Genomic DNA, 22,760 nt, shown 5'->3' with positions numbered 1-22,760 from the left:
TATTTCTGTTTATAAGTTAAATAATTAATCATGCAAACGGTTACAGTAATTAATAATCTTTCAGTTTTAAATCGGTTTTTTGTTCAACTTTTTTAGATATTTTTTGTGCTTTTATTTATTTATAAAGTAGAATCAATTAATTTACTAGCTTTATCTAATTGAATTGGAAGAGATATTTTCTCATCTGTGTCAAATTTCGATAAAACATAGGCAGCAACGTTGTTGTGTTTTGGTCTACCTATACCAAACCTTAATCTATAAAAATCATCTTTTTTAATAAAATTTTTTATACTTTTTAATCCATTATGGCCTTTTAAGCCTCCTCCTTGCTGGATTTTCATATCAGAAAAAGCCAATTCCATATCGTCATGAACGACAAGAATTTCATTGCTTTCAATTGAAAAATAAGACATAGCAGCCTGTACCGCTTTACCACTATTGTTCATTAATGTTTGAGGTTTTAAAATTTTAATTGAATTATAGTTTGAATATAGACTAAAGAATTTTTTCTGAAATACTAATTGTGGAAATTTATAATCACATAAGCTAAACCCTATATTATGTCTTGTGTTTTCATATTGTTTACCAGGGTTGCCTAAAAATATAATCAATTTTATCATAACTATAATATAATATTTGCAGGAGGCAATTACAAGATGTATTCTTTGCATGTATATATTCCAGCTACTCATTTGGAAGTTGTAAAAGCAGCGATGTTAGATGCAGGTGCTGGAAAATTTGGTGGTTATGATTATTGTTGTTGGCAAACAAAAGGTGTAGGTCAATTTAGAGCTTGTGAAAACTCTCATCCTTTTATTGGAGATATAGGGGAAATTCATAAAGAAGAAGAGTGGAAAGTTGAATTTTTTATTGATGATAAATACCTTGATGCTGTTATTTTAGCTATGAAGAAAACACATCCTTATGAAGTTATAGCTTATTCTTTAGTAAAACTTGAAGATTATTGATTTTTATTTTTTACACCGATTTTTGGACAATATGAATTTTCACTACAAATATCACACTTTGGATTAATTGATGTACAAATGCTTTGTCCAAAACTTACAAGGAGTTCATTAAGTCCAATCCAATATTTTTTAGGCATTACCTTTTGAAGTTCTTTTTCACTTTCCTCAGCTGTTTTTGTATTAATCCAGCCTAATCTGTTCGCAATTTGATGAACATGACAATCTACACATATTGCTTTTATATCAAAAGCTAAATTTAATGTAAGATTGGCGGTTTTAATTCCAACACCGGGTAATTGCATTAATTCTTTAGTATTGTTAGGAACCTCTGAATTAAATTTATTTATTAAAATCTGACTAATGTTAATTATATTTTCTGTTTTTCTTTTATAAAAAGCACAAGGGTAAATAGCTTTTTCTATTTGACCTTTATCAAGTTTTATTAGCTGTTTTGCTGAGGTTGCTAAATCAAATAATCTATAACTTGCTTCAAGAGTAATTTTATCTTTTGTTCTTAAGGAAATAATTGTAGAGACTAATATACAAAAAGGATTTTTATCATATTTTATTGCAATTAATGAAACAGATGGTAATGAAATATTAGACTTCTCTAATTCACTTTTTATTCTAGAAAAAAAATTATCCCAATATATTGTATTCATATTAACTCTTTATCATATAAATAATAGTTAAACAAGTCAAAATTGTATTTGTTTTACTTGATTTTTTTAACTATTATGCTTAGAGTTTTTTCATGATAGTAATTTTAAATAAGCAAATAAAACCTAAACAAAAAGAAGATATTAAAAACTTTTTAATTAATAAAGGGTTCAAAGTAAAAGAAATAGTTGGACAAGAAGAAACTGTTTTGGGCGCTGTTGGACGAGCTAGTATAGATCATAGAATTGTTGAACAAATGGAAGGTGTTTCTTCTGTTGTTCCAATTTCAAAACCTTATAAGCTTGCATCTAGAGAACTTAAAAAAGAAGATACAATTGTTCAAGTTGGAAATGTTAAAATTGGTGGTTCAAGAGTTGTTGTAATGGCTGGACCTTGTGCTGTTGAATCTGAAGAACAAATTATGACAATTGCCTCACAAGTAAGAGAAGCTGGTGCAGTTATTCTTAGAGGTGGTGCATTTAAACCAAGAACATCTCCTTATTCTTTCCAAGGTTTAGGAGAAGAAGGTCTTAAATATTTAAGAAAAGCTGGGGATACTTATGGTATGCCTGTTACTACAGAAGTAGTTTCTCCTTCCGATGTTGAAATGATGAGTAAATATATTGATATGTTCCAAATTGGTGCAAGAAATATGCAAAACTTTGAATTATTAAAAACAGTTGGTAGAACTAAAATGCCAGTATTATTAAAACGTGGCTTATCTGCAACTATTGAAGAATGGTTAATGGCTGCTGAATATTTAATGGCTAACGGAACTGATCAAATCGTTCTTTGTGAAAGAGGTATTAGAACTTATGAAAGAGCAACTAGAAATACTTTAGATTGTAGTGCTATTCCAATTGTTCAAAAGCTAACACACTTACCAGTTATCGGAGATCCAAGTCATGCTACAGGAATCAGATCTTTAGTTTCTCCAATGTCTTTAGCACTTATTGCTAGTGGAGCAAATGGTTTAATTGTTGAAGTACACAATAAACCTGAAGTTGCATTAAGTGATGGCCCTCAATCTTTATATCCTGCTCAATTTGAAAAATTAATGAGAGATGTTCAATCTCTTTCAACTGTTGTTGGAAAAAGTTTAGAAAGAATTCCTAGAATTATTCCTTCTAGTTTAACAGATATTGAAAATCAATATTCTTCTTCTGACAAAATTGCATTCCAAGGTGAACGCGGAGCATTTAGTGAATTAGCTCTTAGAAGAACTTTTGATGATAAAGATGTTCTGCCTTGTGAAGCCTTTGAAGATGTTTTTGAAGCAGTTATGAAAGGGGATGCTTTATATGGTGTTATCCCAGTTGAAAATACTCTTGGTGGTACAATAAACGATAATATTGATAATTTGATTAATTATCCAGATATCGTTGTAATCGGGGAACAACATGTTAGAATAATTCATAATCTAATTTCATTACCTGATGCAAAAAAAGAAGATATTAAAGAAGTTTATTCACACCCACAAGGCTTAGCTCAATGTGCAAATTATCTAAAAAAACAACTTCCAAATGCAAAAGCTGTTCCTTTCTTTGATACCGCAGGTGCTGTTAAATTTATTAAAGAAAAGAATGATAAAACTCTTGCTGCTATCGCAGGAGAACCAGCTGCTGTTTATCATAAGATGAAAATCTTAGAAGGTGGAATTGAATCTCATCCAAATAATTATACAAGATTCTATATAATTTCTAGAGAAGAAAATGCTGAGAACTTTTTAAGTGCAAGTAAAGTAAATAAAGCTGCTATTGTATTTAATGTATCTCATAAACCAGGTTCTTTATTTGAAGCTTTAAAAGTTTTAAGTGATTATGGATTTAACTTAGGTAAATTAGAATCGAGACCTATACAAGGAAAACCTTGGGAATATTCTTTCTTTGCTGAAACAGATATTTTAGACAAAGAAGAAGCTTTTGAAGATGTTGTAAAAATTTTAAAGAAACAATGTTCTTCTTTTAGAGTTTTAGGGAAATTTAATTCATCAAATTAATAAATGTTTTAAAATATAAATTATAAATTAAAAGCAATCTAATATAAATATCCTTTTCTAATTATATGAAAAGGGTATTTTTTTTATTATTTATTGTGCTTTTATTATTTTCTAATTGTTCTCTTTGTTTTAATTATAAGGAGGTTGAAGTAATACTTAAAGATGAACATCCTTTTGAAAGTGCTAGCAATATGGAGTTATGGTATACCCTAAGTTATACAAATGAAGTGGGTAATTTACTTTTTAAACATTTATGTAGAGGTAAAAAAAGCATAAAACTTTGGGTCAGAAAAGATAGGCCAATTTTTATTTGTGCTAAACCGTTTAATAAATATTCTCCTCTTGGAGGGGTAATTATGCCAGGGGATGATAATAGAGTTGTACTTGATTATAAAAATGGATATTTAGTGAAATACCTTCAATCTTTGTATTTACAAAACTCAAAAGCCGTAAGCTCTTTAAATTACGATAAATTATTTGATTATTTGAATAAAAAAAATCTCTTATTTTCTTTTGATAAATTAATTTTGGCAAGAGATTTATTAAATGGAACTTTAAGTTTTGATTCTATATATGAATTGGATAATTTAAATATATCTTTAGAACAAGCAATAGATGGTTATTGGATTAGTGAAAATCCAGATGAAGGTGGATTTAATATTTCTGATAAAAATTATAGAAGAATCAGTTTAAGTTTAGGGGATGGAGAGCATTATTATATAAATTTTGAAAAAGGCTATAGTATGAATATTATTGTTGATACAAGAAAAAGAAAGTATTTTGTAAAAGTAGAAGAAATTTGTCCAGAATTTTTATAAAAAAAGGCTGTATCAGCAAAGGATACAGCCAAGATTGAGTATTATCTTTTATTTTACAACGATATTTACAAGTTTACCAGGAACAGCAATTTTTTTAATTATAGTTTTTCCATCAGTCCAGTTTTTGATTTTCTCATCATTTAATGCAAGTTCAATCATTTCATCTTTTGAAATATCTTTATTTACATTTAATTTTGATCTTAATTTACCATTAACCTGAATAACTAATTCAATTTCATTATCTATAGTAAGTTTTTCAATGTATGTAGGCCACTTTACATTAGCAATAGAAGCCTTATTACCAGCTCTTTGCCATAGTTCTTCTGCCATGTGAGGAGCATATGGGCTTAATAGTAATAATAAAGTTTCCCAGACTTCTCTAGGTAGAGTATCAGTTTTGTAAATTTCATTTACTAAAACCATCATTTGGCTAATTGCTGTATTAAAGTTAAGAGTATCAGTATCAATTGTTACTTTTTTTATGGTCTTATGAAGAGATTTAAGTAATTCTTCTGAAGGTTTTTCTTCAGAGATTGTTCTTTCTTCTCCTAGTCTCCAAATTCTATCTAAGAATCTATAAACTCCACCAATACCTGAAGTAGACCAAGGTTTTGATACCTGTAAAGGTCCCATGAACATTTCATAAATTCTCATAGAATCTGCACCATATTCATTTATGATATCATCAGGATTAATTACATTCTTTAAACTTTTTGACATCTTTGCAATTACTTTTTCTAATTCATTATCAGTGTCTTTTTCAAAGTATTTTTCACCCTTTTCTTCAACTAAGTCTGTTGGAACAAGAGATTTGTCTTTTCTTTGATAAGCAAAACTAGTTATCATTCCTTGGTTTACTAATCTTTGGAAAGGTTCTTTTGTTTTTACTAGACCTAAATCAAAAAGAACTTTATGCCAGAATCTTGCATATAATAAGTGAAGAACTGCATGTTCAGCTCCACCTACATATAAATCAACAGGCATCCAATATTCTTCTTTTTCTTTAGAAACAAATTCTTTTGTATTGTGTGGATCTAAATATCTTAGATAATACCAACAAGAACCTGCCCATTGAGGCATTGTGTTTGTTTCTCTTTTTGCAGGACCACCACAAACAGGACATGTTGTATTTACCCATTCATCAATAACAGAAAGAGGGCTTTCTCCTGTTCCACTTGGTTCATAACTATCTACTTGAGGTAATTCAAGAGGTAAATCCTCTTCTTTAATATGTACAATACCACATTTTGGGCAATGTACTAGAGGAATTGGTTCTCCCCAATATCTTTGTCTTGAGAAAATCCAGTCTCTTAATTTATAGTTAGTTGTTTTATAACCTAATTTTCTTTCTTCAAGCCAAGCAAGCATTGCGTTAATTGCGTCTTCTTTATTAAGGCCATCTAAGAAATCAGAATTTACATGTACACCGTCTTCAGTCCAAGCTTCTTTTTGAACATCAACTTTGCTTTTTAATACTTCAATAATTGGAAGATCAAATTTCTTAGCAAATTCCCAGTCTCTAGTATCATGGGCAGGAACGGCCATAATTGCACCAGTACCATAGCTAATTAATACATAGTCTGCAATCCAAATTGGAATCTTTTTCCCATTTACAGGGTTAATTGCATAACTGCCTGAGAATACACCTGTTTTATCTTTTGCAAGGTCTGTTCTCTCTAGGTCACTCTTTTGAGCGGTTTTAGCGAGATATTCCTTAACACTTTCTTTTTGTTCTGCAGTTGTAATTTTGTCAACAAGAGGATGTTCTGGTGCAATAACCATATATGTAGCACCAAATAATGTATCACAACGGGTTGTATATACTTCTAATTTATCTTCATAATTTTCTAATTTAAAGAATACTGAAGCTCCTTCACTTTTTCCAATCCAGTTTCTTTGCATAGCTTTTACAGAATCAGGCCAATCTAAGGTGTCTAAGTCTTCTAATAATCTATCAGCATATTCAGTGATTTTTAGAACCCATTGTCGAATATTTCTTCTAACAGTTTGAGTTCCACAACGTTCACATTTTCCGTCTTTTACTTCTTCGTTTGCAAGACCAGTCTTACAATTTGGACACCAGTTAATAGGAGTTTGAGCTTCGTAAGCTAAACCTTTTTTAAATAGTTGAATAAAAATCCATTGTGTCCATTTATAATATTCTTTTGTATGAGTTGCAACTTCTCTATTCCAGTCATAACAAAAGCCTAAACTTTTAATTTGTTTTCTGAAATTGTCGATGTTTTTTTCAGTAGTTGTTTTTGGATGAGTGCCTGTTTTTATAGCATAGTTTTCTGCAGGTAACCCAAAAGAATCGAAACCCATTGGATGGAGAACATTATAGCCATTCATTCTTAAAAAGCGGCAATAAATATCTGTAGCTGTATAGCCTTCTGGGTGTCCTACATGAAGTCCTGCCCCTGATGGATAAGGAAACATGTCCAATACGTATTTGCGTTTATCTTTTGGGATTGACGCATCTTCTGAAACAGCAAAAGTTTGGTTTTCTTCCCAATATTTTTGCCATTTTTTTTCTATTTCGTTAAAAGGATAATTACTCATAAATCCAATAATACATTTGCATAATGTTTGAGTCAATATAGTTTTATTTTTGAAAATAAGATTTAGATAAACTATTTAAACAATTGACCCAATAATAAATAATTAGAAAGTTTCTCTAACTCTATTGAATTTAATTTCTTCGATTTTTCTTTTATTCATTTTTAAGATTGTATATATACCAAATTCATCGCTTATTGAATCTTTTTCTTTAGGGATGTCTCCTGTTAAACTCATTAAGTATGCTGCAATAGTTCCAACTTTTTCTGCATTTTTATAACTAATGTCCATTTTATCACAGAAATTAATAAAAGGTGTTTCTCCTTGCACAATATATAAATCTTTTACCCCTTTCACAGGTCGTATTGTTTCACCTTCTCTGATTTCGTGTTCGTCATATATTTCACCAAGCAATTGTTCAACTACATCTTCCATTGATATAATTCCAGCAAAACCACCATATTCATCTAATACAATAGCAAGTTGTAGTTTCATTTTTTTAAATAAGAAGAAAATATAATCAACATGTTTTGTTTCAGGAACAAAAATTGGTTTTCTAATAATAGTAGAAAGAGGTTCGTCCATATTATTGTTAATTTGAGCTTGTAATATATCTCTTACTAAAACAATACCAATAATATTTTCTTTAGTATCTTTATATACAGGGATTCTTGAGAATCCTGAATTAACTATTTCTAAAAAAGCTTCTTTTATAGTTAATTGTTCAGAAATAGAAAAAACATCATTTCTATGAGTCATAATGGTTTTTATTGGATTATTGGAAAAGTGTAATACTTTTTGCATTAAATCAGATTCATATTCATCAACAACACCAAAGTCTTCAGCAACATCAACAACATGTAATAATCCTTCTAAAGTTAATCCCTTTTTGCTTTCCTTATTAAATAGTTTATCAACAATGTTTCCGAAAGCTTTAATGAAAAAGACTAAAGGAAATAATACTTTTGATAAAATAAAAATTGGATAACTCATAAACTTAGCTATTTTTTTAGAATTGCTAATAGCTAATTGTTTTGGGGTTACTTCCCCAAATATTAATATTACTAAAGTTAATATACCCGTTCCATAGGCTACTAAATTATGACCCAAATATTTTATACAGAAAGTTGTTACAAGAGATGAAACACTAATATTTACTACATTGTTTCCAATTAGTATGGTTGTTAATAAAGTATCTTTATTTTGTGTAAGTTTTGCAGCAAGTCTAGCACTTCGTTTTTTACTTTTTTCAAGTTCTTTAATTTGAATTAGAGAAAGAGCTGTATAAGCTGTTTCTGCGGAAGAGAAAATTCCACTAAGAATTATTAGAACTATTATGATTATTATTTCATCAATCATAGAGTTCTTCCTATATTAATTAAAAATTGCAGATTAACATCATCATCTATTGAGCATTTCATAATAAAAATATAAAAGAAAAAATTAAAGCAAGCAAGTTCTTTTTAGTAATTAACAATTAAAAAGGCTGATTATAAGGTATTTATTATAACCATTCCTAAAGATAAAGATATTAAAGCTAAGGTATATGTGCCCATAATGGCTCCATCACTAAATATTCTCTTTTTCATACAATTATTTCTTGCAATAAAGCTATCACTTATAGTAAAAATAGATGTGCCAAAAATTAAAAGAGGATTTAGAGTTGTTGCACTAAAGGCAATAAATACAGCCATTAATAAGGAATAGATTCTCATTGGGATTTTTAATTCTTGTCCATTTTTAGTTATCCTAAACATTAAAATTTCAGGATAAATTAAAAGGACTAAAGCAATAAGTAAAATCCAATATGATTTATTAAAAAGGGTAAATATAAAGATAAAAGTTAAATGTCCTAAAAGAAAACTTGATAAACCTAAGGCAAATAAAAGAGTTTTCATACTTAAGAGTAAAATATCTCCAATTAAATATAGTGCATAAGCTAAGCATAGTAGAAAAATTATTCTATTATTGAAGTTTGAATTAATTAATACATTAACTAATGCTAATGGAGCAAGAGTTATTTTTGTTAAGGCAATAAGAATTTTTTTATTTTTATTACATGCAATTATATTAAAAATACTCATTAATATAAATAAAATTAAGGCAATTATATTCATATGTAAATAATATTACACGGTTGGGGAAAAATCAAATATAATATAGTTAAGGTTTTTCAATAGATTAATACTAAAATACAAAAAATTATTGATATTTTAAAAAGAAGCAAAATAATGTATAATGAAAATGATATGGAAAATAAAAAGAATATATATGATGAAGATCAAATTCAATCTTTATCAGCTCTAGAACATATAAGATTAAGAAGTGGTATGTATATTGGTCGTTTGGGTAACGGTAGTAATCAAAACGATGGTATTTATATACTTTTTAAAGAGGTTATTGATAATAGTGTAGATGAATTTAATGAAAAATGTGGTAATAGAATTGAAATTTCATTAAAAGATTCTTTAGTTTCTGTTAGGGATTATGGAAGAGGTATACCTTTAGGTAAAGTTGTAGATTGCGTATCAAAAATTAATACCGGTGCTAAATATACAAATGAAGTTTTCCATCGTTCTGTTGGATTAAATGGCGTAGGAACTAAAGCTGTTAATGCCTTATCTTCGCATTTTAAAGTTGTAAGTTATAGAGATGGAAAATATGTAAGTGCGACTTTTTCAAAGGGAAAACTTTTAGAAGAAAAAAAAGGTAAAGATAAAACTCAATTAGATGGTACTTATACAGAATTTATTCCAGATGATGAAATTTTCAAAAAATATAAATTTGATGAAGATTTTATTGAAGCTAGATTATGGAATTATGCATATTTAAATCCTGGCTTAACCTTAATATATAATGGTAAAAAATATAAAAGTTCTAAAGGCTTATTAGATTTACTAGATAAAGAAGTAGATGGGGACTCGATGTATTCTCTAATTCACTATAGAGGAGAATATATTGAATTTGCAATTACTCATATAGCGAATAGTTATGGAGAAAATTATTTTTCATATGTAAATGGACAACACACAGCTGATGGAGGGACTCATCTTTCTGCTTTTAAAGAAGGCTTTTTAAAGGCCGTTAATGATCATTTTAAAAAGAGTTGGTCAGCACAAGATGTTAGAGAAGGTATTTTAGGTGCAATTTCTGTAAAAATTGAAAACCCTGTTTTTGAAAGTCAAACAAAAAATAAACTTGGAAACACAGAAATTAGAGGTTGGATTGTACAAGAAGTTAAAGATGGTGTTATAGATTTTTTACTTAAAAATACAGAAGAAGCAAATAAGCTTTCAGAAAAAATAAATCATAATGAAAAATTAAGAAAAGAATTAAATGAAGTAAGAAAAAGCTCTCGTAATTCTGCAAAAAGAGTTGCCCTAAACATTCCTAAATTAAAGGATTGTCGATATCATTTGAATCAAAGTAAATCTCATGTTGAAGAATGTGAGAATTCAATGATCTTTTTAACAGAAGGAGATTCTGCTTCAGGCTCCATTACAAAATGTAGAGATGTAAAGACTCAAGCTGTTTTCTCTTTAAGAGGTAAAATTTTAAATGTCTTTAATAAAAATAAAGCAGAATTATATAAAAATGCAGAACTTTATAACATGATGAAAGCTTTGGGCCTTGAAGATGGTGTTGAAAATTTAAGATATGGAAAAGTTATAATTGCAACTGATGCTGATACTGATGGTTTCCATATTAGAAATTTATTAATGACTTATTTTTTAACTTATTTTGAAGAATTGGTATTAGCTGGAAGAGTTTATATCTTAGAAACTCCACTATTTAGAGTAAGAAACAAGAAAAATACTGCTTATTGTTATTCTGAAGCGGAAAGAGATACTTTAATTGGACAAATTAAAGGTGCTGAAATAACAAGGTTTAAAGGGCTTGGGGAAATTGATCCAAAGGAATTTGGAATGTTTATTGGCGAAGACATGCGTCTTGAACCAGTTAGAGTAAATTCAATTGCAGAAATTCCAAAACTTTTAAAATTTTATCAGGGAGATAACACTCCAGAAAGAAGAGAATTTATTATGGAGAACTTGATTTAATGGCACAAGTAGAAAAATTATTTAAGAAAAACTTTTTAGAATATGCATCTTATGTAATCAAAGATAGAGCAATTGCAGATCTTGAAGATGGATTTAAGCCTGTTCAAAGAAGAATAATACATACTCTTTTTGAAATGGATGATGGTAAATTCCATAAAGTTGCTAACGTTGTTGGTTGGGCAATGAGATATCATCCTCATGGTGATTCTTCAATATATGAAGCTTTAGTTAATATTGCTAATAATGATTTATTGATTGAGAAACAAGGAAATTTCGGTAATTCGTTAACTGGAGATAAAGCGGCTGCTTCTCGTTATATTGAATGTAGAATTCTTCCTTTTGCAAAGAAGGTTTTATATAATCCTGAATTAACAGAATTTGTTGATTCTTATGATGGTAGAAATAAAGAACCTGTTGCTTTTTTATCAAAATTGCCTTTGGTTGTAATTCAAGGTGTAAATGGTATTGCAGTTGGAATGGCTACAACCATCTTTTCTCATAATGTTGATGAAGTAATGGATGCTATGATTAAAGAATTAAAAGGTGAATCTTTTATCTTATATCCTGATTTTGCTTCTGGTGGTTTTATTGATGTAAGTAATTACGATGACGGAAAAGGTTCAATTGTTGCAAGAGCTAAGTTAGATACCTCAGATCCAAAGAGAGTAGTAGTAACAGAGTTACCTTTTGGAATTACTAGTGAAAGATTGATTTCTTCAATAGATGACGCAGCAAAAAAAGGTAAGTTAAAAGTTGCTTCAATAAATGATTATACTTCTGATAAGGTTAATATAGAAATTAATCTATCTAGAGGAACTTATACTGAAGATATTGTAAAACTCTTATATGCATATACCGAATGTGAAAGAAAAATATCTTGTAATTCTTTAGTTATCAAAGATAATGTTCCAACTATTATGGGAATAAGTGAAATTGTTAAATTTCATGCACATCATTTAATTGATGTATTAAAAGCCGAATTAGAACTAGAAAGATCGAAATTAGAAGATAAATTACATTTAAGGACTCTTGAAAGAATCTTTGTTGAAGAGCGAATTTATAAAAAAATTGAACAACAAAAGAGTTCTTTAGCTATAAATAAAGCTATATATAAAGGATTTATTCCATATAAAGAAGAACTATATAGAGAATTAAATGATGATGATATTGAAAGATTGTTAAAAATTCCTATTAGAAGAATTAGTTTGTTTGATATAGAAAAAAATAAAGATGAAATTGAATCTTTAAAAAATAATATTGAAGAAATTGATAAAAAGTTAGCAAATTTAACATCCTATGCAATAACCTATATCAATGAATTAAGATCAATGGTTGATAAGGATAGGAGAAAAAGAAAAACTACTATTAAAAATATTGAAATAGTAAAAGAAAAAGAAGTCGCTCAAAGAGATAAAGATTTGAGATATGATTCATCAACAGGATATCTTGGATATACAATTAAAACAGGAAAAAGTGTTTTAGAGATAAGTGTTTTTGATAGAGTTTTGATAATAATGAAAGATGGTTCTTATAGATTCTTAGTTAATCCTGAAAAAGAATATATTGGAAAGGGTTTGCTTTATATTAACTATGGAGATAAAGAAACTTTAGAAAAAGAAGTATTTACAATTATTTTTCAACAAAAAACTTATAAATATTTATTTATTAAGAGATTTACTATTGGCTCAGGGCAATTAAATAAGGTATACCCTTTATTACCAAATGATAAAGATTTTAAATTAACTAAGTTAACGACTTATGAGAATGCAGAAATTAAAGTAGTATATAAACCGAAACCAGGTTTGAGAATAAAAGAAGAAAGTTTCTATTTAAGTGACTATTTAATAAAGGGTAGTAAAACAAAAGGCGTTCGATTAACAGTTAAAGAAGTTTCTTCATTAAAAATGAGAGAAGTAAAAGAGATAGTAGAAGAAAAAACTCTTTTTGATTAAAGGAAAAAATGGAAAGTATTAAGAATAGAATTTTGTTTGAAGATAATCATTTGATTATAGTCAACAAAAATGTTAAAGAACTTGTTCAAAGTGACATTACTAATGATCTTACTTTAGCAGATAAAGTTAAGGATTATTTAAAGAAAAATTATAATAAACAAGGTAATGTTTTTTTAGGTATTCCTCATAGGCTAGATAGACCTACAAGTGGAATTGTAATCTATACTAAAACAGATAAAGCTTTGAGTCGTATGTGTAATGCTTTTAGAGAAAATACCGTAAAAAAAACTTATTGGGCAGTTGTTGATGCCGCTCCTGAGCAAAAAGAGGCAACAATAACACATTATTTAACAAGAGACACAAAAAAGAATAAAAGTTTTGCAACCTTAGAAAAGAAGAAAAATAGTAAAATTGCTAAATTATCTTATAAATTAATTGGAGCTTCAAAAAGTTTTTATTTATTGGAAATTGATTTACATACAGGTAGACATCATCAAATTCGTGCACAATTAGCTGCTATGAATATTCATATTAGGGGTGATTTAAAATATGGATTCCCTCGTTCAAATAAGGATGGTGGAATTTCTTTGCATGCTAGAGAGGTTGAGTTTATGCATCCTGTAAAGAAAGAAATGATGAAAATTGTAGCCCCACCACCAAAAGAGATAGTTTGGGACTACTTTGTTAATTCAATTTCAAATTAAAATTAAGGTAATTTAATTATTCCTTTGCTTTTTAGGCCATTTATTTTTATGATAAATGGCTCTTTTGCTTTATAGTGAGTAAAATATTTTCCTTTTTTTACTATTTTTAATTTTTCAATTGCTTCTGTTTTTAGAACGCCATCATTGAAGGATGGATTAATTGTCATGTATCTTGTACCTAATAAAGTTAGGTTTTGGAAAAAGTGAGTTCCCTGGCTAGGTTCAACTTGGAATGTTGGCAATCCTGTTTCAATTATAACTTTAGCATTAGAAATTTGAGCCCAGTTTGCTGGTATTCCAAGCCAAGGATCTGTAGAGCCAAGTCTTCCTGCCACTACTAATACATATTGATTTTCTTTGTTTTCAAACTCTGAATTAAATTCTTCAATTTCGTTTGGCATATTAATCATATCTTCTGTTTTGAAAGAGTCTAAATTAATCATTATTAAATCTGAAAGGTTATCAACTTTACCATTACCCATAACTGAATTTGATACTATTAAAGAATCTAATTCTTCTTTTCTCGATATTGTAACATCACTCTCTTCATTTCCTTCAGCTATTGGTCTTATTTGCAATAAGCTAAATTCTGGTTTTTTAGGAAGCTTTCTGTTTAGGTTTATAGCAAATTCAATTTCAACAGGAGTACTCATTGCAGTCTCTCCTAGTTGTAAAATATCATAGACAATTGATGCTAATGGGAACATGTCGTATTTTAGTACTCCGTTAAAAGTAATAATTTTTTCTCCAACAGCTTTTGGATTTTCATTTAAAGTTCCTGTAGAAATATCAAAAGTACTAGCACAGCCTTTTAAGCTTTCCGGATGTTTTATTGCTTCTGAAATATCTATTAATTCTAGATTATCTAAATCTTTATAAGGATTAAAAGGTGTTTCTAAATCAAGTGCATAGAATTGGCTTTGACTACTAAACTGATTTTTTCCTAAAAAATGAATTGGTCGTTTAGGGTTTTTTGGAGAAAACCTAAACACGCTACCATTATCTACAACGCTTTTACCAAAACCAAAACTTATATTTGCAACTCCATCTTTAATGTCTTCTCCTGCTATCGGATAGTAATTTAAGGATCTTGCAACTCCACTAATATTTGGATACCAATACTTTCCATGTTTAGATCCAATAACCTGTTGAATAACAACAGCCATTTTCTCTTCTTCAATCATATGGTCGGTTGCTTTTAGGTATTCTTTTGCATTATGGAAATAAGTAGAAGCCCAAACTGTTTTTATTGCCATTTCTAATTCTCTTAATCTACTTTCATCATCACCTAAGTTTCTAATCATGCAGGTTTCGTATACTCCGGCAAAGGGTTGAAAATGTGAATCTTCTAATAGAGAAGAGGATCTAATTGATATGGGCTGTTTAATAACGTTTATTATTTCTTTTAAATCTTCTCTTAGACTTTGTTGCATTGGCTTTTCTAAAAAAGCTTTAAGCATCTTTTTATCATCGTTGGTTTTTATAATAGTGTTTCTTAAATTATTATTGTTGATGAAGGTTGTAAAACTATGAGTAGATATAACTACTGTTCTAGGGATTGAAAGGTATACATCAGGATACTTCTCTAAAATGCCACTAGATCTTAATTCCATATCAATAAAAGCAAGACCTCTACCTTTACCTCCAAGGGAACCTTCTCCTATTCTGCTAAAGAATAGGGTTTCGTCATAATTTTCTTTTGAAAATTGAGCAAGAACACCCTTTGTCCTTTCTGCTCTATATTCTTTAATTACTCTTACTAAGTTTTGGCGACCCTCTTCTTCTTCTCCTTCTATGATTTTTATAGGTTTTAATCTAGCAGCTAAAACATATAAACTTTGAGCTCTTAGCCATTTTGAAAAATCATCTCTTCTTGCATGATATATAAAACTATCAATTGGTATATCTGCTATAGAATGTTGTAACTGACGCATAGTTTTAGCTAAAGCAATAACTGAATTAGTTTTTGGGTTTTTAAATAAGAAGGGACCGAAACCATAGTTTGCTGTTACATAATCTTCTAAAGCAAATAATAAATTATCTGCTTTCTTCCAAAGAAATTGAGCTTCTGTTTTATTTACTAATTCTTCATTATCCTTATTCATACTTTGGATTAAGAAAGGTAAGCGAGGTTTATCCTTTTTTACTTCTTTGCATAACTTTAGTCCAGCATATTTATCTTCTCTGTTATTTCTTTCATAAGCCATATCAGAGATTATTCCGAGTATGTTGTCTTTATATTTATTATATAGTTCCAAAGCTTCTTCATAAGTTTTTGCAAGTAAGATTTTAGGTCTTCCTCTCATTCTTAGTATTTTGCCCCAAGAGTTTAATCCTTCAAGGATTGAAGACCTGTTTTGTGTAATTAAACTCTTATATAATATAGGTAAGAAGGAAGAATAAAATCTAATTGAGTTCTCTACTAAAATAATTACTTGTATATCAGCTTCGTTTGTATCATGGTCAATATTCATTCTATCTTCAACTAATTTAATCATAGCTAAGAAAATCATAGGATCTCCTTGGTAGTAGAAAAAATTACTTATTGAAGGAATTTGTTTTGCTTTTATTTGTTTGTTTCTTTTATGAACAGGGGAAGGAGAGAGTACTACAATTGGCATATAAGGATAGACTTCTTTAATCTCCTCTGCTAATTCTTCTACGTGTTCGTTCCCTAAGTCTAGCATTGAAATAACTAGTTCAAATTTTCTGCTAGAGGAACTAAGTATTTTCAAAGCTTCTTGAGGTGTATTAACATGAGTTATTTTTGGAGGGTTTGAAAGTCCTAATTGGGTATACTCAGTATAAAGCGCTTCTTCGACTCTTCCATCTTCTTCAAGTAAGAATCTATCATAGTCGCTACATATTAATAATACATTATAGATATGTTTTAACATCAAGTTGCTAAATGGCAACCAAGTTGGGTCTAATTTATACATTTAATAATAATAACACAGGAATTTCTGTTTAACAATTAGAAAAATGTTATTATTTTAAAAATTTAGTTATTCTTAAATAGAAAGTTAAAAAATAACATATAACTAAAAAAATCTTTTAAAATTACTGTAAATTGCAACTTGACGATTATTAAAAGAGGGTATACTCTGTTGTCGTAACAAATAAGTTTTTATCTAGAAGGAGATAAAATAAATGTATAATTTAGAAGCTTTCATGGCTCAATTAGAACAGAAGAATCCTGGTCAAAAAGAATTCTTACAAGCAACAAGAGAAGTATTAGAAAGTATACTTCCTGTCATTAATGAAAATCCAATTTATTTAAAAAATAAAATTCTTGAACGTATCACAATGCCAGAACGTATCATTGAATTTAGAGTAGAATGGGAAGATGACAATGGAGAAATCCAAGTAAATAAGGGATGGAGAGTTCAATTCAATAGTGCTTTAGGTCCTTATAAAGGTGGTTTAAGATTCCACCCTTCTGTTACATTAGATACTTTGAAATTTTTAGGTTTTGAGCAAATCTTTAAAAATAGTTTAACAACACTTCCTATGGGTGGTGGTAAAGGTGGATCAGACTTTAATCCTAGAGGAAAAAGTGATGCAGAAATTTTAAGATTCTGTAAGAGTTTTATGTCTGAGTTATATAATTTCATTGGTCCTGATACTGATGTTCCTGCTGGAGATATTGGTGTAGGCGGTCGTGAAATTGGTTATTTATATGGCCAATATAAAAGATTAAAACATGAAAACACAGGTGTTTTAACAGGAAAAGGTCAAGGCTGGGGTGGCTCATTAATTAGACCAGAAGCAACAGGTTATGGAGCTCTTTATTTTGCACAAGAAATGCTTGCTCATAGAGGAGATACTCTTGAAGGTAAGAGAATTGCTATTAGCGGATTTGGTAACGTTGCTTGGGGTGCTGTAGAAAAAGCTACAGAATTAGGTGCTAAAGTTGTAACCATAAGTGGCCCTGATGGATATATTTATGACGAAGACGGAATTAACACAAAAGAGAAATGGGATTATATGTTATATTTGAGAGCTTCAAATAATGATGTAGTAGAACCTTATGCAAAACGCTTTGGTGCAAAATTCGTTGCAAAGAAAAAACCTTGGGAAGTAAAAGTTGACTTAGCATTCCCTTGTGCAATTCAAAATGAATTAGCATATGAAGATGCAAAAGAATTAGCAAAAAATGGTTGTAAATATGTTGTTGAAACATCAAACATGGGTTGTACTCCAGAAGCTATTGAATATATTTTATCAAGCGATATGATTTTTGCTCCAGGAAAAGCTGTTAATGCTGGTGGAGTTGCTGTTTCTGGTTTAGAAATGACTCAAAATGCAATGCATATTTTCTGGACAGCAGAAGAAGTAGATGAGAAACTTAAACAGATTATGAAAAACATTCATTCACAATGTGTTAAAGAAGGAACTCAGGAAGATGGTAGCGTTAATTATCCTTTAGGTGCAAATATTGCAGGCTTTAAAAAAGTAGCAGATGCAATGGTAGCTCAAGGTTATTAATTATAAATTAGACTAGATTAGTCTTCAGGTTTGTTGGTTTTGTTTGGCGGGTATTTTATACTCGCCTATTTTTTACTTAAAAAAATTTAAGTAAAACTAATTTTAATAAAATGCTGTAAAAAAAAGTTAGTTAAGTTGTTTTTCGGGAAAATCCTTTTTTTAATCAAAAATATGCAGATAAATTCAATTTTAAAGTTATCGAATTACTAATAAATTTTTTTTATTTTTGTATTGTAGTTATATTTTTTTTATATAAAAATAATTAGTTTTTTCTGTTTAGTACTCTAAAAAATCATCGTCTTGCGGTAATCTTTTTTTCGTGATAGTGTATCGTTGTTGCAGTGTTAAGGAGATAAAAGATGTTAGATTCTTTATATGAAATGAAGACGTCAAGAAGAAATAGCACCCTCGATAGTCAGCGCTTTAGAGTGGAAGAGGCTAGTGATATTTTTACACCTATAAAAAAGATCAGTAAAATCAATTTGGATAAGAAAGCTGTAGTAAATCCAATTGAGATGGAAAGTGTTCATGTCACTATAAATAAAGATGATAAGAAAAAAGGTCTTTTCAAATTTTTTAAAAAATAAAAATGAAAATAATTAGATAAAATTTATTTTATACTTTTAAATAATAGTTTCACATTAAATTGGGATAGTTGCAAATCTTGTGACTATCCTGATTTTTTTTATCCTTCATGTGGAAAAAAATCACAATAATTCACATTTCTTTTAATATAAAGTGCAATAATATTTTAATTTGTTTAAAATGGGATTTTTAATCAAAAACTTAATTTAAAATAGGTATTTTATAGAAGATTAAATTAAGAATACTTTGCTTGGTGTACTTGAAAACCACTAAATGGTGTATTATAATTTGTTTTGGTAATAAAGGTTTTATGACTTTTATTATCTTTTTAAGTAATTGTACGATTTTATTTTAAATCAAATATTATATTCTGGTAATGGAGTGTCAAAATGGACAACAAAAAAATGGTAACAATTGATGGTAATACCGCTGCTGCGCATATAGCCTATGCTTTCAGTGAAGTTGCTGCAATTTATCCCATCACACCATCTTCACCAATGGGTGAATATGCTGATGCATGGGCAAGTACTGGTAAGAAAAACCTCTGGGGAAAAAAAGTTGAAATCATTGAAATGCAATCAGAAGCAGGTGCAGCAGGTGCTGTTCACGGTGCTTTAGCTGGTGGTGCTTTAACAACAACTTTCACAGCTTCTCAAGGTTTATTATTAATGATTCCTAACATGCATAAGATTGCAGGTGAAATGACACCTACAGTTTTCCATGTTTCTGCTCGTTCTTTAGCAGCTCAATCACTATCAATTTTTGGTGATCACTCAGATGTAATGTCTTGTCGTAATACAGGATTTGCAATGACAGCTGCAAGTAGTATTCAACAAACAATGGATATGGCTTTAGTTGCTCATTTAGCTACTTTAAAGAGTGATGTTCCTTTCTTAAGTTTCTTTGATGGTTTTAGAACTTCTCATGAAATTCAAAAAGTTGAAGAAATCTCATATGATGATATTAAAGGTTTAGTTGATGAATCATTAATTGAAAAATTCCGTGCTAGAGGACAACGTCCTGAAGCTCCAATGACAAAAGTTGCAGCTCAAAACGAAGATGTTTACTTCCAAGGTCGTGAAACAGTTAACAAATATTATGATGCTGTTCCTGAAATTGTTGAAGATTATATGGCTCAAGTATCTGAATTAACAGGTAGACCTTTACATTTATTCTCATACTCAGGTGCTAAAGATGCAACTGATGTTGTAATCGTAATGGGCTCTGGTGCTGATACATGTGAATGGGCAAGTAATTATATTAACAGTAATGGTGGAAAAACTGGTGTTATTAATGTACACCTATATCGTCCTTTCAGTGCAAAACATTTAGTTGCTGCTTTACCAAAAACTGTTAAGAGAATTGCTGTATTAGACAGAACTAAAGAACCTGGTGCTTTAGGTGAACCTTTATACTTAGATGTTGTTGCAGCATTAAGTCAAATGGGTGTAGAAGGCGTTAAAGTTATTGGTGGTCGTTATGGATTAAGTAGTAAAGACTTCCCTCCAACACACGCAAAAGCAGTATTTGATCATTTAGCTGGCGCAGCTTTCCATGATTTCACAGTTGGTATTGAAGATGATGTAACTAATAAATCAATTAAGATTGGTGAAACAATTGATGTTACACCTAGTGATGTATCTTCTTGTATGTTCTGGGGTCTTGGTTCAGACGGTACTGTTGGTGCTAATAAAAACTCAATTAAGATTATTGGTAACAATACAAACAAAAATGCTCAAGCATATTTCGCTTATGACTCAAAGAAATCTGGTGGTATTACAGTTAGCCACTTAAGATTCGGTGAAAGTAAATTGAACATGCCTTGGTTAATTGACCATGCTGACTTTGTTGCTTGTCATAATGCTGCATATATTGGTCGTTATGATATGTTAAGTCCTTTGAAAGAAAATGGTGTATTCTTATTGAACAGCCAAATTCCTTCAGATGAAGTATTTGATCATTTAACAAGAAAAATGCAAGAACAAATCATCAATAAAAAGATTCGTTTCTATAACATTGATGCATTAGAAATTGCTAGAAAAGCTGGTTTAGGTACAAGAATTAATACTGTTATGCAAGCTGCATTCTTTAAGATTAGTGCTATTTTACCAGAAGAAGAAGCAATTGCTTTAATTAAAGAATATATTAAGAAAACTTTCTTAAAGAAAGGTGAAGAAATTGTTAAAAAGAACTGGGCAGCTGTTGATGGTGCATCTGATGCATTACATGAAGTTAAAGTTCCTGCAACAATTACTAAGAGTTATGAACCTGCAAAATTAATTAGTGAAGATGCTTCTGATTTTGCTAAAGACATTATTTTACCAATCATGCACCGTGAAGGTGATAGTATTCCAGTATCAAAAATGTCTTATGATGGTAAATTACCTTCAGGTACTGCTAAACTAGAAAAACGTGGTGTAGCACCATTTGTTCCAAAATGGATGCCTGATAATTGTATTCAATGTAACCAATGTGTACAAGCTTGTCCTCATGCTGCTATTCGTGCAAAACAAATCGAACCTGCAAAATTAGATAATGCTCCAGAAACATTTGTAACATTAAAATCAAATACAAAGAATGATAAAGATCTTAGATTCAAGATTCAAATTTACACAGAAGATTGTCAAGGTTGTGGCGTTTGTGTAGAAGCATGTCCTGCTAAGACTAAAGCTTTAGAATTATCTCCTATTCAAGATGAAAGAGATAAGGGTGAAGTTGCTAATGCTGAATTCTTTGAAGATTTACCATATGATGTATTAGACGGTACAAAAGATACAACAGTTAAAGGTTTACAATTTAAACAACCTCTATTTGAATTCAGTGGAGCTTGTGCAGGTTGTGGTGAAACTCCTTATGTAAAACTTGTTTCTCAAATTTGTGGTGAAAGCATGATTGCTGCTAACGCAACAGGTTGTTCTTCAATTTATTCTGGTACATTCCCAACAATTCCTTATACTACACGTCAAAAAGATGGTAGAGGTCCAGCTTGGGGTAACTCACTATTTGAAGATAATGCTGAATACGGCTTAGGTATGCGTTTAGCTGTAGATAGTAACAGAAACTTATTAAAGATTAATATTGATAATCTTCTAGAAGTTGGAACAACAAAAGAATTAACTGAAGCAATTAATGCTAGTTTAGCTGTTTGGGGTTCTGCAAAAGAAGATGCAATTGATGCTCAAAATGCTGTACAAGCTGCATTACCTGCTGCTTTAGCTGCTGCAACTGATGAAAATAGAGCTTACTTAGAAAAAATCAATGAATTAAAAGATTATTTCTCAGAAAAGACTGTATTCATTATTGGTGGTGACGGTTGGGCTTATGATATTGGTTACGGTGGTGTTGACCATGTTGTTGCTTCTGGTAAAAATGTAAATATTTTAGTATTAGATACTGAAGTATATTCAAATACTGGTGGACAAGCTTCAAAGGCAACTCCAATTGGTGCTGTAGCAAAATTTGCTAACGCTGGTAAACAATTAGGTAAGAAAAACCTTGGCTTTATGTGTATGAGTTATGGTTATGTTTATGTTGCTTCTATCGCATTAGGTGCTAACAGAATGCATGCTCAAAAAGCTCTACAAGAAGCTGTAGCATGGAATGGTCCTTCTATCGTATTCTGTTATTCTTCATGTATCAACCATGGTATGAACATGAGATATAGTCAAGTTGAAGCTAAGAAAGCTGTTGATGCTGGTTACTGGCCATTATATCGCTACAACCCAGCTTTAGAAGCAGGTAAGAGATTCTCTTGGGATATCAAGAAAGAACCTACTGTAGAATATCAAGACTTCTTAAAGGGTGAAGTACGTTATACATCATTATACAAAACTAACCCAGCACAAGCTGATGAATTATTCAAGAAAGCTGAAGAAGATGCTAAGAACCGTATGGATTTCTACAAAGCTATGGGAAACATCATGTAAATTATTTTTACAAGATATAATAAATGAGGTCCTTAACGGG

The 22,760-nt window shown here is 29.9% G+C and carries 15 protein-coding genes; 9 read left to right on the top strand and 6 right to left on the bottom strand.

The window, feature by feature from the left end; genetic code table 11:
* Nucleotides 1-119: 119 nt before the first annotated feature.
* The gene (gene pth, locus ACZ5RS_RS03370) at nucleotides 120-620 is read right to left on the bottom strand and encodes an aminoacyl-tRNA hydrolase (protein WP_464637493.1); all 501 of its coding nucleotides are present in this window, start codon (nucleotides 618-620) and stop codon (nucleotides 120-122) included.
* A 36-nt stretch (nucleotides 621-656) separates the two neighbouring features.
* Between pth and ACZ5RS_RS03365 the strand changes: the two genes are divergently transcribed.
* Nucleotides 657-968 carry an NGG1p interacting factor NIF3 gene (locus ACZ5RS_RS03365; protein WP_464637491.1) on the top strand — a complete coding sequence of 104 codons (312 nt, stop codon included), beginning with the start codon at nucleotides 657-659 and terminating at the stop codon, nucleotides 966-968.
* Here the strand turns inward: ACZ5RS_RS03365 and ACZ5RS_RS03360 are convergent.
* Nucleotides 962-1,630, bottom strand: coding sequence for an endonuclease III domain-containing protein (locus tag ACZ5RS_RS03360; RefSeq protein ID WP_464637490.1), 669 nt, complete (start codon nucleotides 1,628-1,630; stop codon nucleotides 962-964). The genes ACZ5RS_RS03365 and ACZ5RS_RS03360 overlap by 7 nt on opposite strands.
* 92 nt (nucleotides 1,631-1,722) lie before the next feature.
* On the opposite strand from ACZ5RS_RS03360, the gene aroF reads away from it, so the two are divergent.
* Complete coding sequence (gene aroF, locus ACZ5RS_RS03355) at nucleotides 1,723-3,627, top strand: 3-deoxy-7-phosphoheptulonate synthase (RefSeq protein WP_464637488.1); 1,905 nt, start codon at nucleotides 1,723-1,725, stop codon at nucleotides 3,625-3,627.
* Between the two features lie 65 nt (nucleotides 3,628-3,692).
* On the top strand, nucleotides 3,693-4,445 hold the full coding sequence (locus ACZ5RS_RS03350; RefSeq protein WP_464637486.1) for a hypothetical protein: 753 nt from the start codon (nucleotides 3,693-3,695) through the stop codon (nucleotides 4,443-4,445).
* Nucleotides 4,446-4,493: 48 nt separating this feature from the next.
* Here ACZ5RS_RS03350 and leuS read toward each other — a convergent pair whose 3' ends face one another.
* The 3 genes from leuS to ACZ5RS_RS03335 form a co-directional block, all read right to left on the bottom strand.
* Nucleotides 4,494-7,007 (bottom strand): leucine--tRNA ligase, encoded by a 2,514-nt coding sequence (gene leuS, locus ACZ5RS_RS03345; protein WP_464637484.1) that lies wholly within the window; start codon nucleotides 7,005-7,007, stop codon nucleotides 4,494-4,496.
* A gap of 102 nt (nucleotides 7,008-7,109) precedes the next feature.
* On the bottom strand, nucleotides 7,110-8,363 hold the full coding sequence (locus ACZ5RS_RS03340; RefSeq protein ID WP_464637482.1) for a hemolysin family protein: 1,254 nt from the start codon (nucleotides 8,361-8,363) through the stop codon (nucleotides 7,110-7,112).
* Nucleotides 8,364-8,494: 131 nt separating this feature from the next.
* Complete coding sequence (locus ACZ5RS_RS03335) at nucleotides 8,495-9,088, bottom strand: lysoplasmalogenase family protein (protein ID WP_464637480.1); 594 nt, start codon at nucleotides 9,086-9,088, stop codon at nucleotides 8,495-8,497.
* Between the two features lie 165 nt (nucleotides 9,089-9,253).
* Here ACZ5RS_RS03335 and ACZ5RS_RS03330 point away from each other — a divergent pair, with 165 nt between their 5' ends.
* Genes ACZ5RS_RS03330 through ACZ5RS_RS03320 form a run of 3 tightly spaced genes read left to right on the top strand, consistent with a single transcriptional unit; the run spans nucleotide 9,254 to nucleotide 13,721 of the window.
* Nucleotides 9,254-11,065 (top strand): DNA topoisomerase IV subunit B, encoded by a 1,812-nt coding sequence (locus ACZ5RS_RS03330; RefSeq protein WP_464638931.1) that lies wholly within the window; start codon nucleotides 9,254-9,256, stop codon nucleotides 11,063-11,065.
* Nucleotides 11,065-13,017, top strand: a complete 1,953-nt coding sequence (locus ACZ5RS_RS03325; RefSeq protein ID WP_464637478.1) for a DNA topoisomerase IV subunit A — start codon at nucleotides 11,065-11,067, stop codon at nucleotides 13,015-13,017. Before ACZ5RS_RS03330 ends, ACZ5RS_RS03325 begins: the two co-directional genes overlap by 1 nt.
* Nucleotides 13,018-13,025: 8 nt before the next feature.
* Nucleotides 13,026-13,721, top strand: coding sequence for an RluA family pseudouridine synthase (locus ACZ5RS_RS03320; protein ID WP_464637476.1), 696 nt, complete (start codon nucleotides 13,026-13,028; stop codon nucleotides 13,719-13,721).
* 2 nt (nucleotides 13,722-13,723) lie between these two features.
* Here the strand turns inward: ACZ5RS_RS03320 and ACZ5RS_RS03315 are convergent, their stop codons facing one another.
* Nucleotides 13,724-16,660: a PEP/pyruvate-binding domain-containing protein gene (locus ACZ5RS_RS03315; RefSeq protein ID WP_464637474.1), complete on the bottom strand. Its 2,937-nt coding sequence runs from the start codon at nucleotides 16,658-16,660 to the stop codon at nucleotides 13,724-13,726.
* A 211-nt stretch (nucleotides 16,661-16,871) separates the two neighbouring features.
* On the opposite strand from ACZ5RS_RS03315, the gene gdhA reads away from it, so the two are divergent.
* From gdhA to nifJ, 3 genes are all read left to right on the top strand, one after another.
* The gene (gene gdhA / locus ACZ5RS_RS03310; RefSeq protein WP_464637472.1) at nucleotides 16,872-18,209 is read left to right on the top strand and encodes an NADP-specific glutamate dehydrogenase; all 1,338 of its coding nucleotides are present in this window, start codon (nucleotides 16,872-16,874) and stop codon (nucleotides 18,207-18,209) included.
* Nucleotides 18,210-18,568: 359 nt separating this feature from the next.
* On the top strand, nucleotides 18,569-18,796 hold the full coding sequence (locus tag ACZ5RS_RS03305; protein ID WP_464637471.1) for a hypothetical protein: 228 nt from the start codon (nucleotides 18,569-18,571) through the stop codon (nucleotides 18,794-18,796).
* 387 nt (nucleotides 18,797-19,183) lie between these two features.
* Nucleotides 19,184-22,720 carry a pyruvate:ferredoxin (flavodoxin) oxidoreductase gene (gene nifJ / locus ACZ5RS_RS03300; RefSeq protein ID WP_464637469.1) on the top strand — a complete coding sequence of 1,179 codons (3,537 nt, stop codon included), beginning with the start codon at nucleotides 19,184-19,186 and terminating at the stop codon, nucleotides 22,718-22,720.
* The last annotated feature ends 40 nt before the right edge of the window (nucleotides 22,721-22,760 follow it).

This window comes from Pleomorphochaeta caudata (genome assembly GCF_055395745.1).
Note: the sequence above shows the minus strand (reverse complement) of the source record. Positions and strands in the feature narration are given on the sequence as shown.

What these genes read in the sequence shown, in the direction of transcription:
- nifJ (WP_464637469.1), top strand. Translation starts at nt 19,184, where the DNA reads ATGGACAACAAAAAAATGGTAACAATTGATGGTAATACCGCTGCTGCG.
- ACZ5RS_RS03330 (WP_464638931.1), top strand. Translation starts at nt 9,254, where the DNA reads ATGGAAAATAAAAAGAATATATATGATGAAGATCAAATTCAATCTTTA.
- ACZ5RS_RS03365 (WP_464637491.1), top strand. Translation starts at nt 657, where the DNA reads ATGTATTCTTTGCATGTATATATTCCAGCTACTCATTTGGAAGTTGTA.
- aroF (WP_464637488.1), top strand. Translation starts at nt 1,723, where the DNA reads ATGATAGTAATTTTAAATAAGCAAATAAAACCTAAACAAAAAGAAGAT.
- gdhA (WP_464637472.1), top strand. Translation starts at nt 16,872, where the DNA reads ATGTATAATTTAGAAGCTTTCATGGCTCAATTAGAACAGAAGAATCCT.
- ACZ5RS_RS03335 (WP_464637480.1), bottom strand. Translation starts at nt 9,088, where the DNA reads ATGAGTATTTTTAATATAATTGCATGTAATAAAAATAAAAAAATTCTT.
- ACZ5RS_RS03340 (WP_464637482.1), bottom strand. Translation starts at nt 8,363, where the DNA reads ATGATTGATGAAATAATAATCATAATAGTTCTAATAATTCTTAGTGGA.
- ACZ5RS_RS03320 (WP_464637476.1), top strand. Translation starts at nt 13,026, where the DNA reads ATGGAAAGTATTAAGAATAGAATTTTGTTTGAAGATAATCATTTGATT.
- leuS (WP_464637484.1), bottom strand. Translation starts at nt 7,007, where the DNA reads ATGAGTAATTATCCTTTTAACGAAATAGAAAAAAAATGGCAAAAATAT.
- ACZ5RS_RS03315 (WP_464637474.1), bottom strand. Translation starts at nt 16,660, where the DNA reads ATGTATAAATTAGACCCAACTTGGTTGCCATTTAGCAACTTGATGTTA.
- ACZ5RS_RS03305 (WP_464637471.1), top strand. Translation starts at nt 18,569, where the DNA reads ATGTTAGATTCTTTATATGAAATGAAGACGTCAAGAAGAAATAGCACC.
- ACZ5RS_RS03325 (WP_464637478.1), top strand. Translation starts at nt 11,065, where the DNA reads ATGGCACAAGTAGAAAAATTATTTAAGAAAAACTTTTTAGAATATGCA.
- pth (WP_464637493.1), bottom strand. Translation starts at nt 620, where the DNA reads ATGATAAAATTGATTATATTTTTAGGCAACCCTGGTAAACAATATGAA.
- ACZ5RS_RS03360 (WP_464637490.1), bottom strand. Translation starts at nt 1,630, where the DNA reads ATGAATACAATATATTGGGATAATTTTTTTTCTAGAATAAAAAGTGAA.
- ACZ5RS_RS03350 (WP_464637486.1), top strand. Translation starts at nt 3,693, where the DNA reads ATGAAAAGGGTATTTTTTTTATTATTTATTGTGCTTTTATTATTTTCT.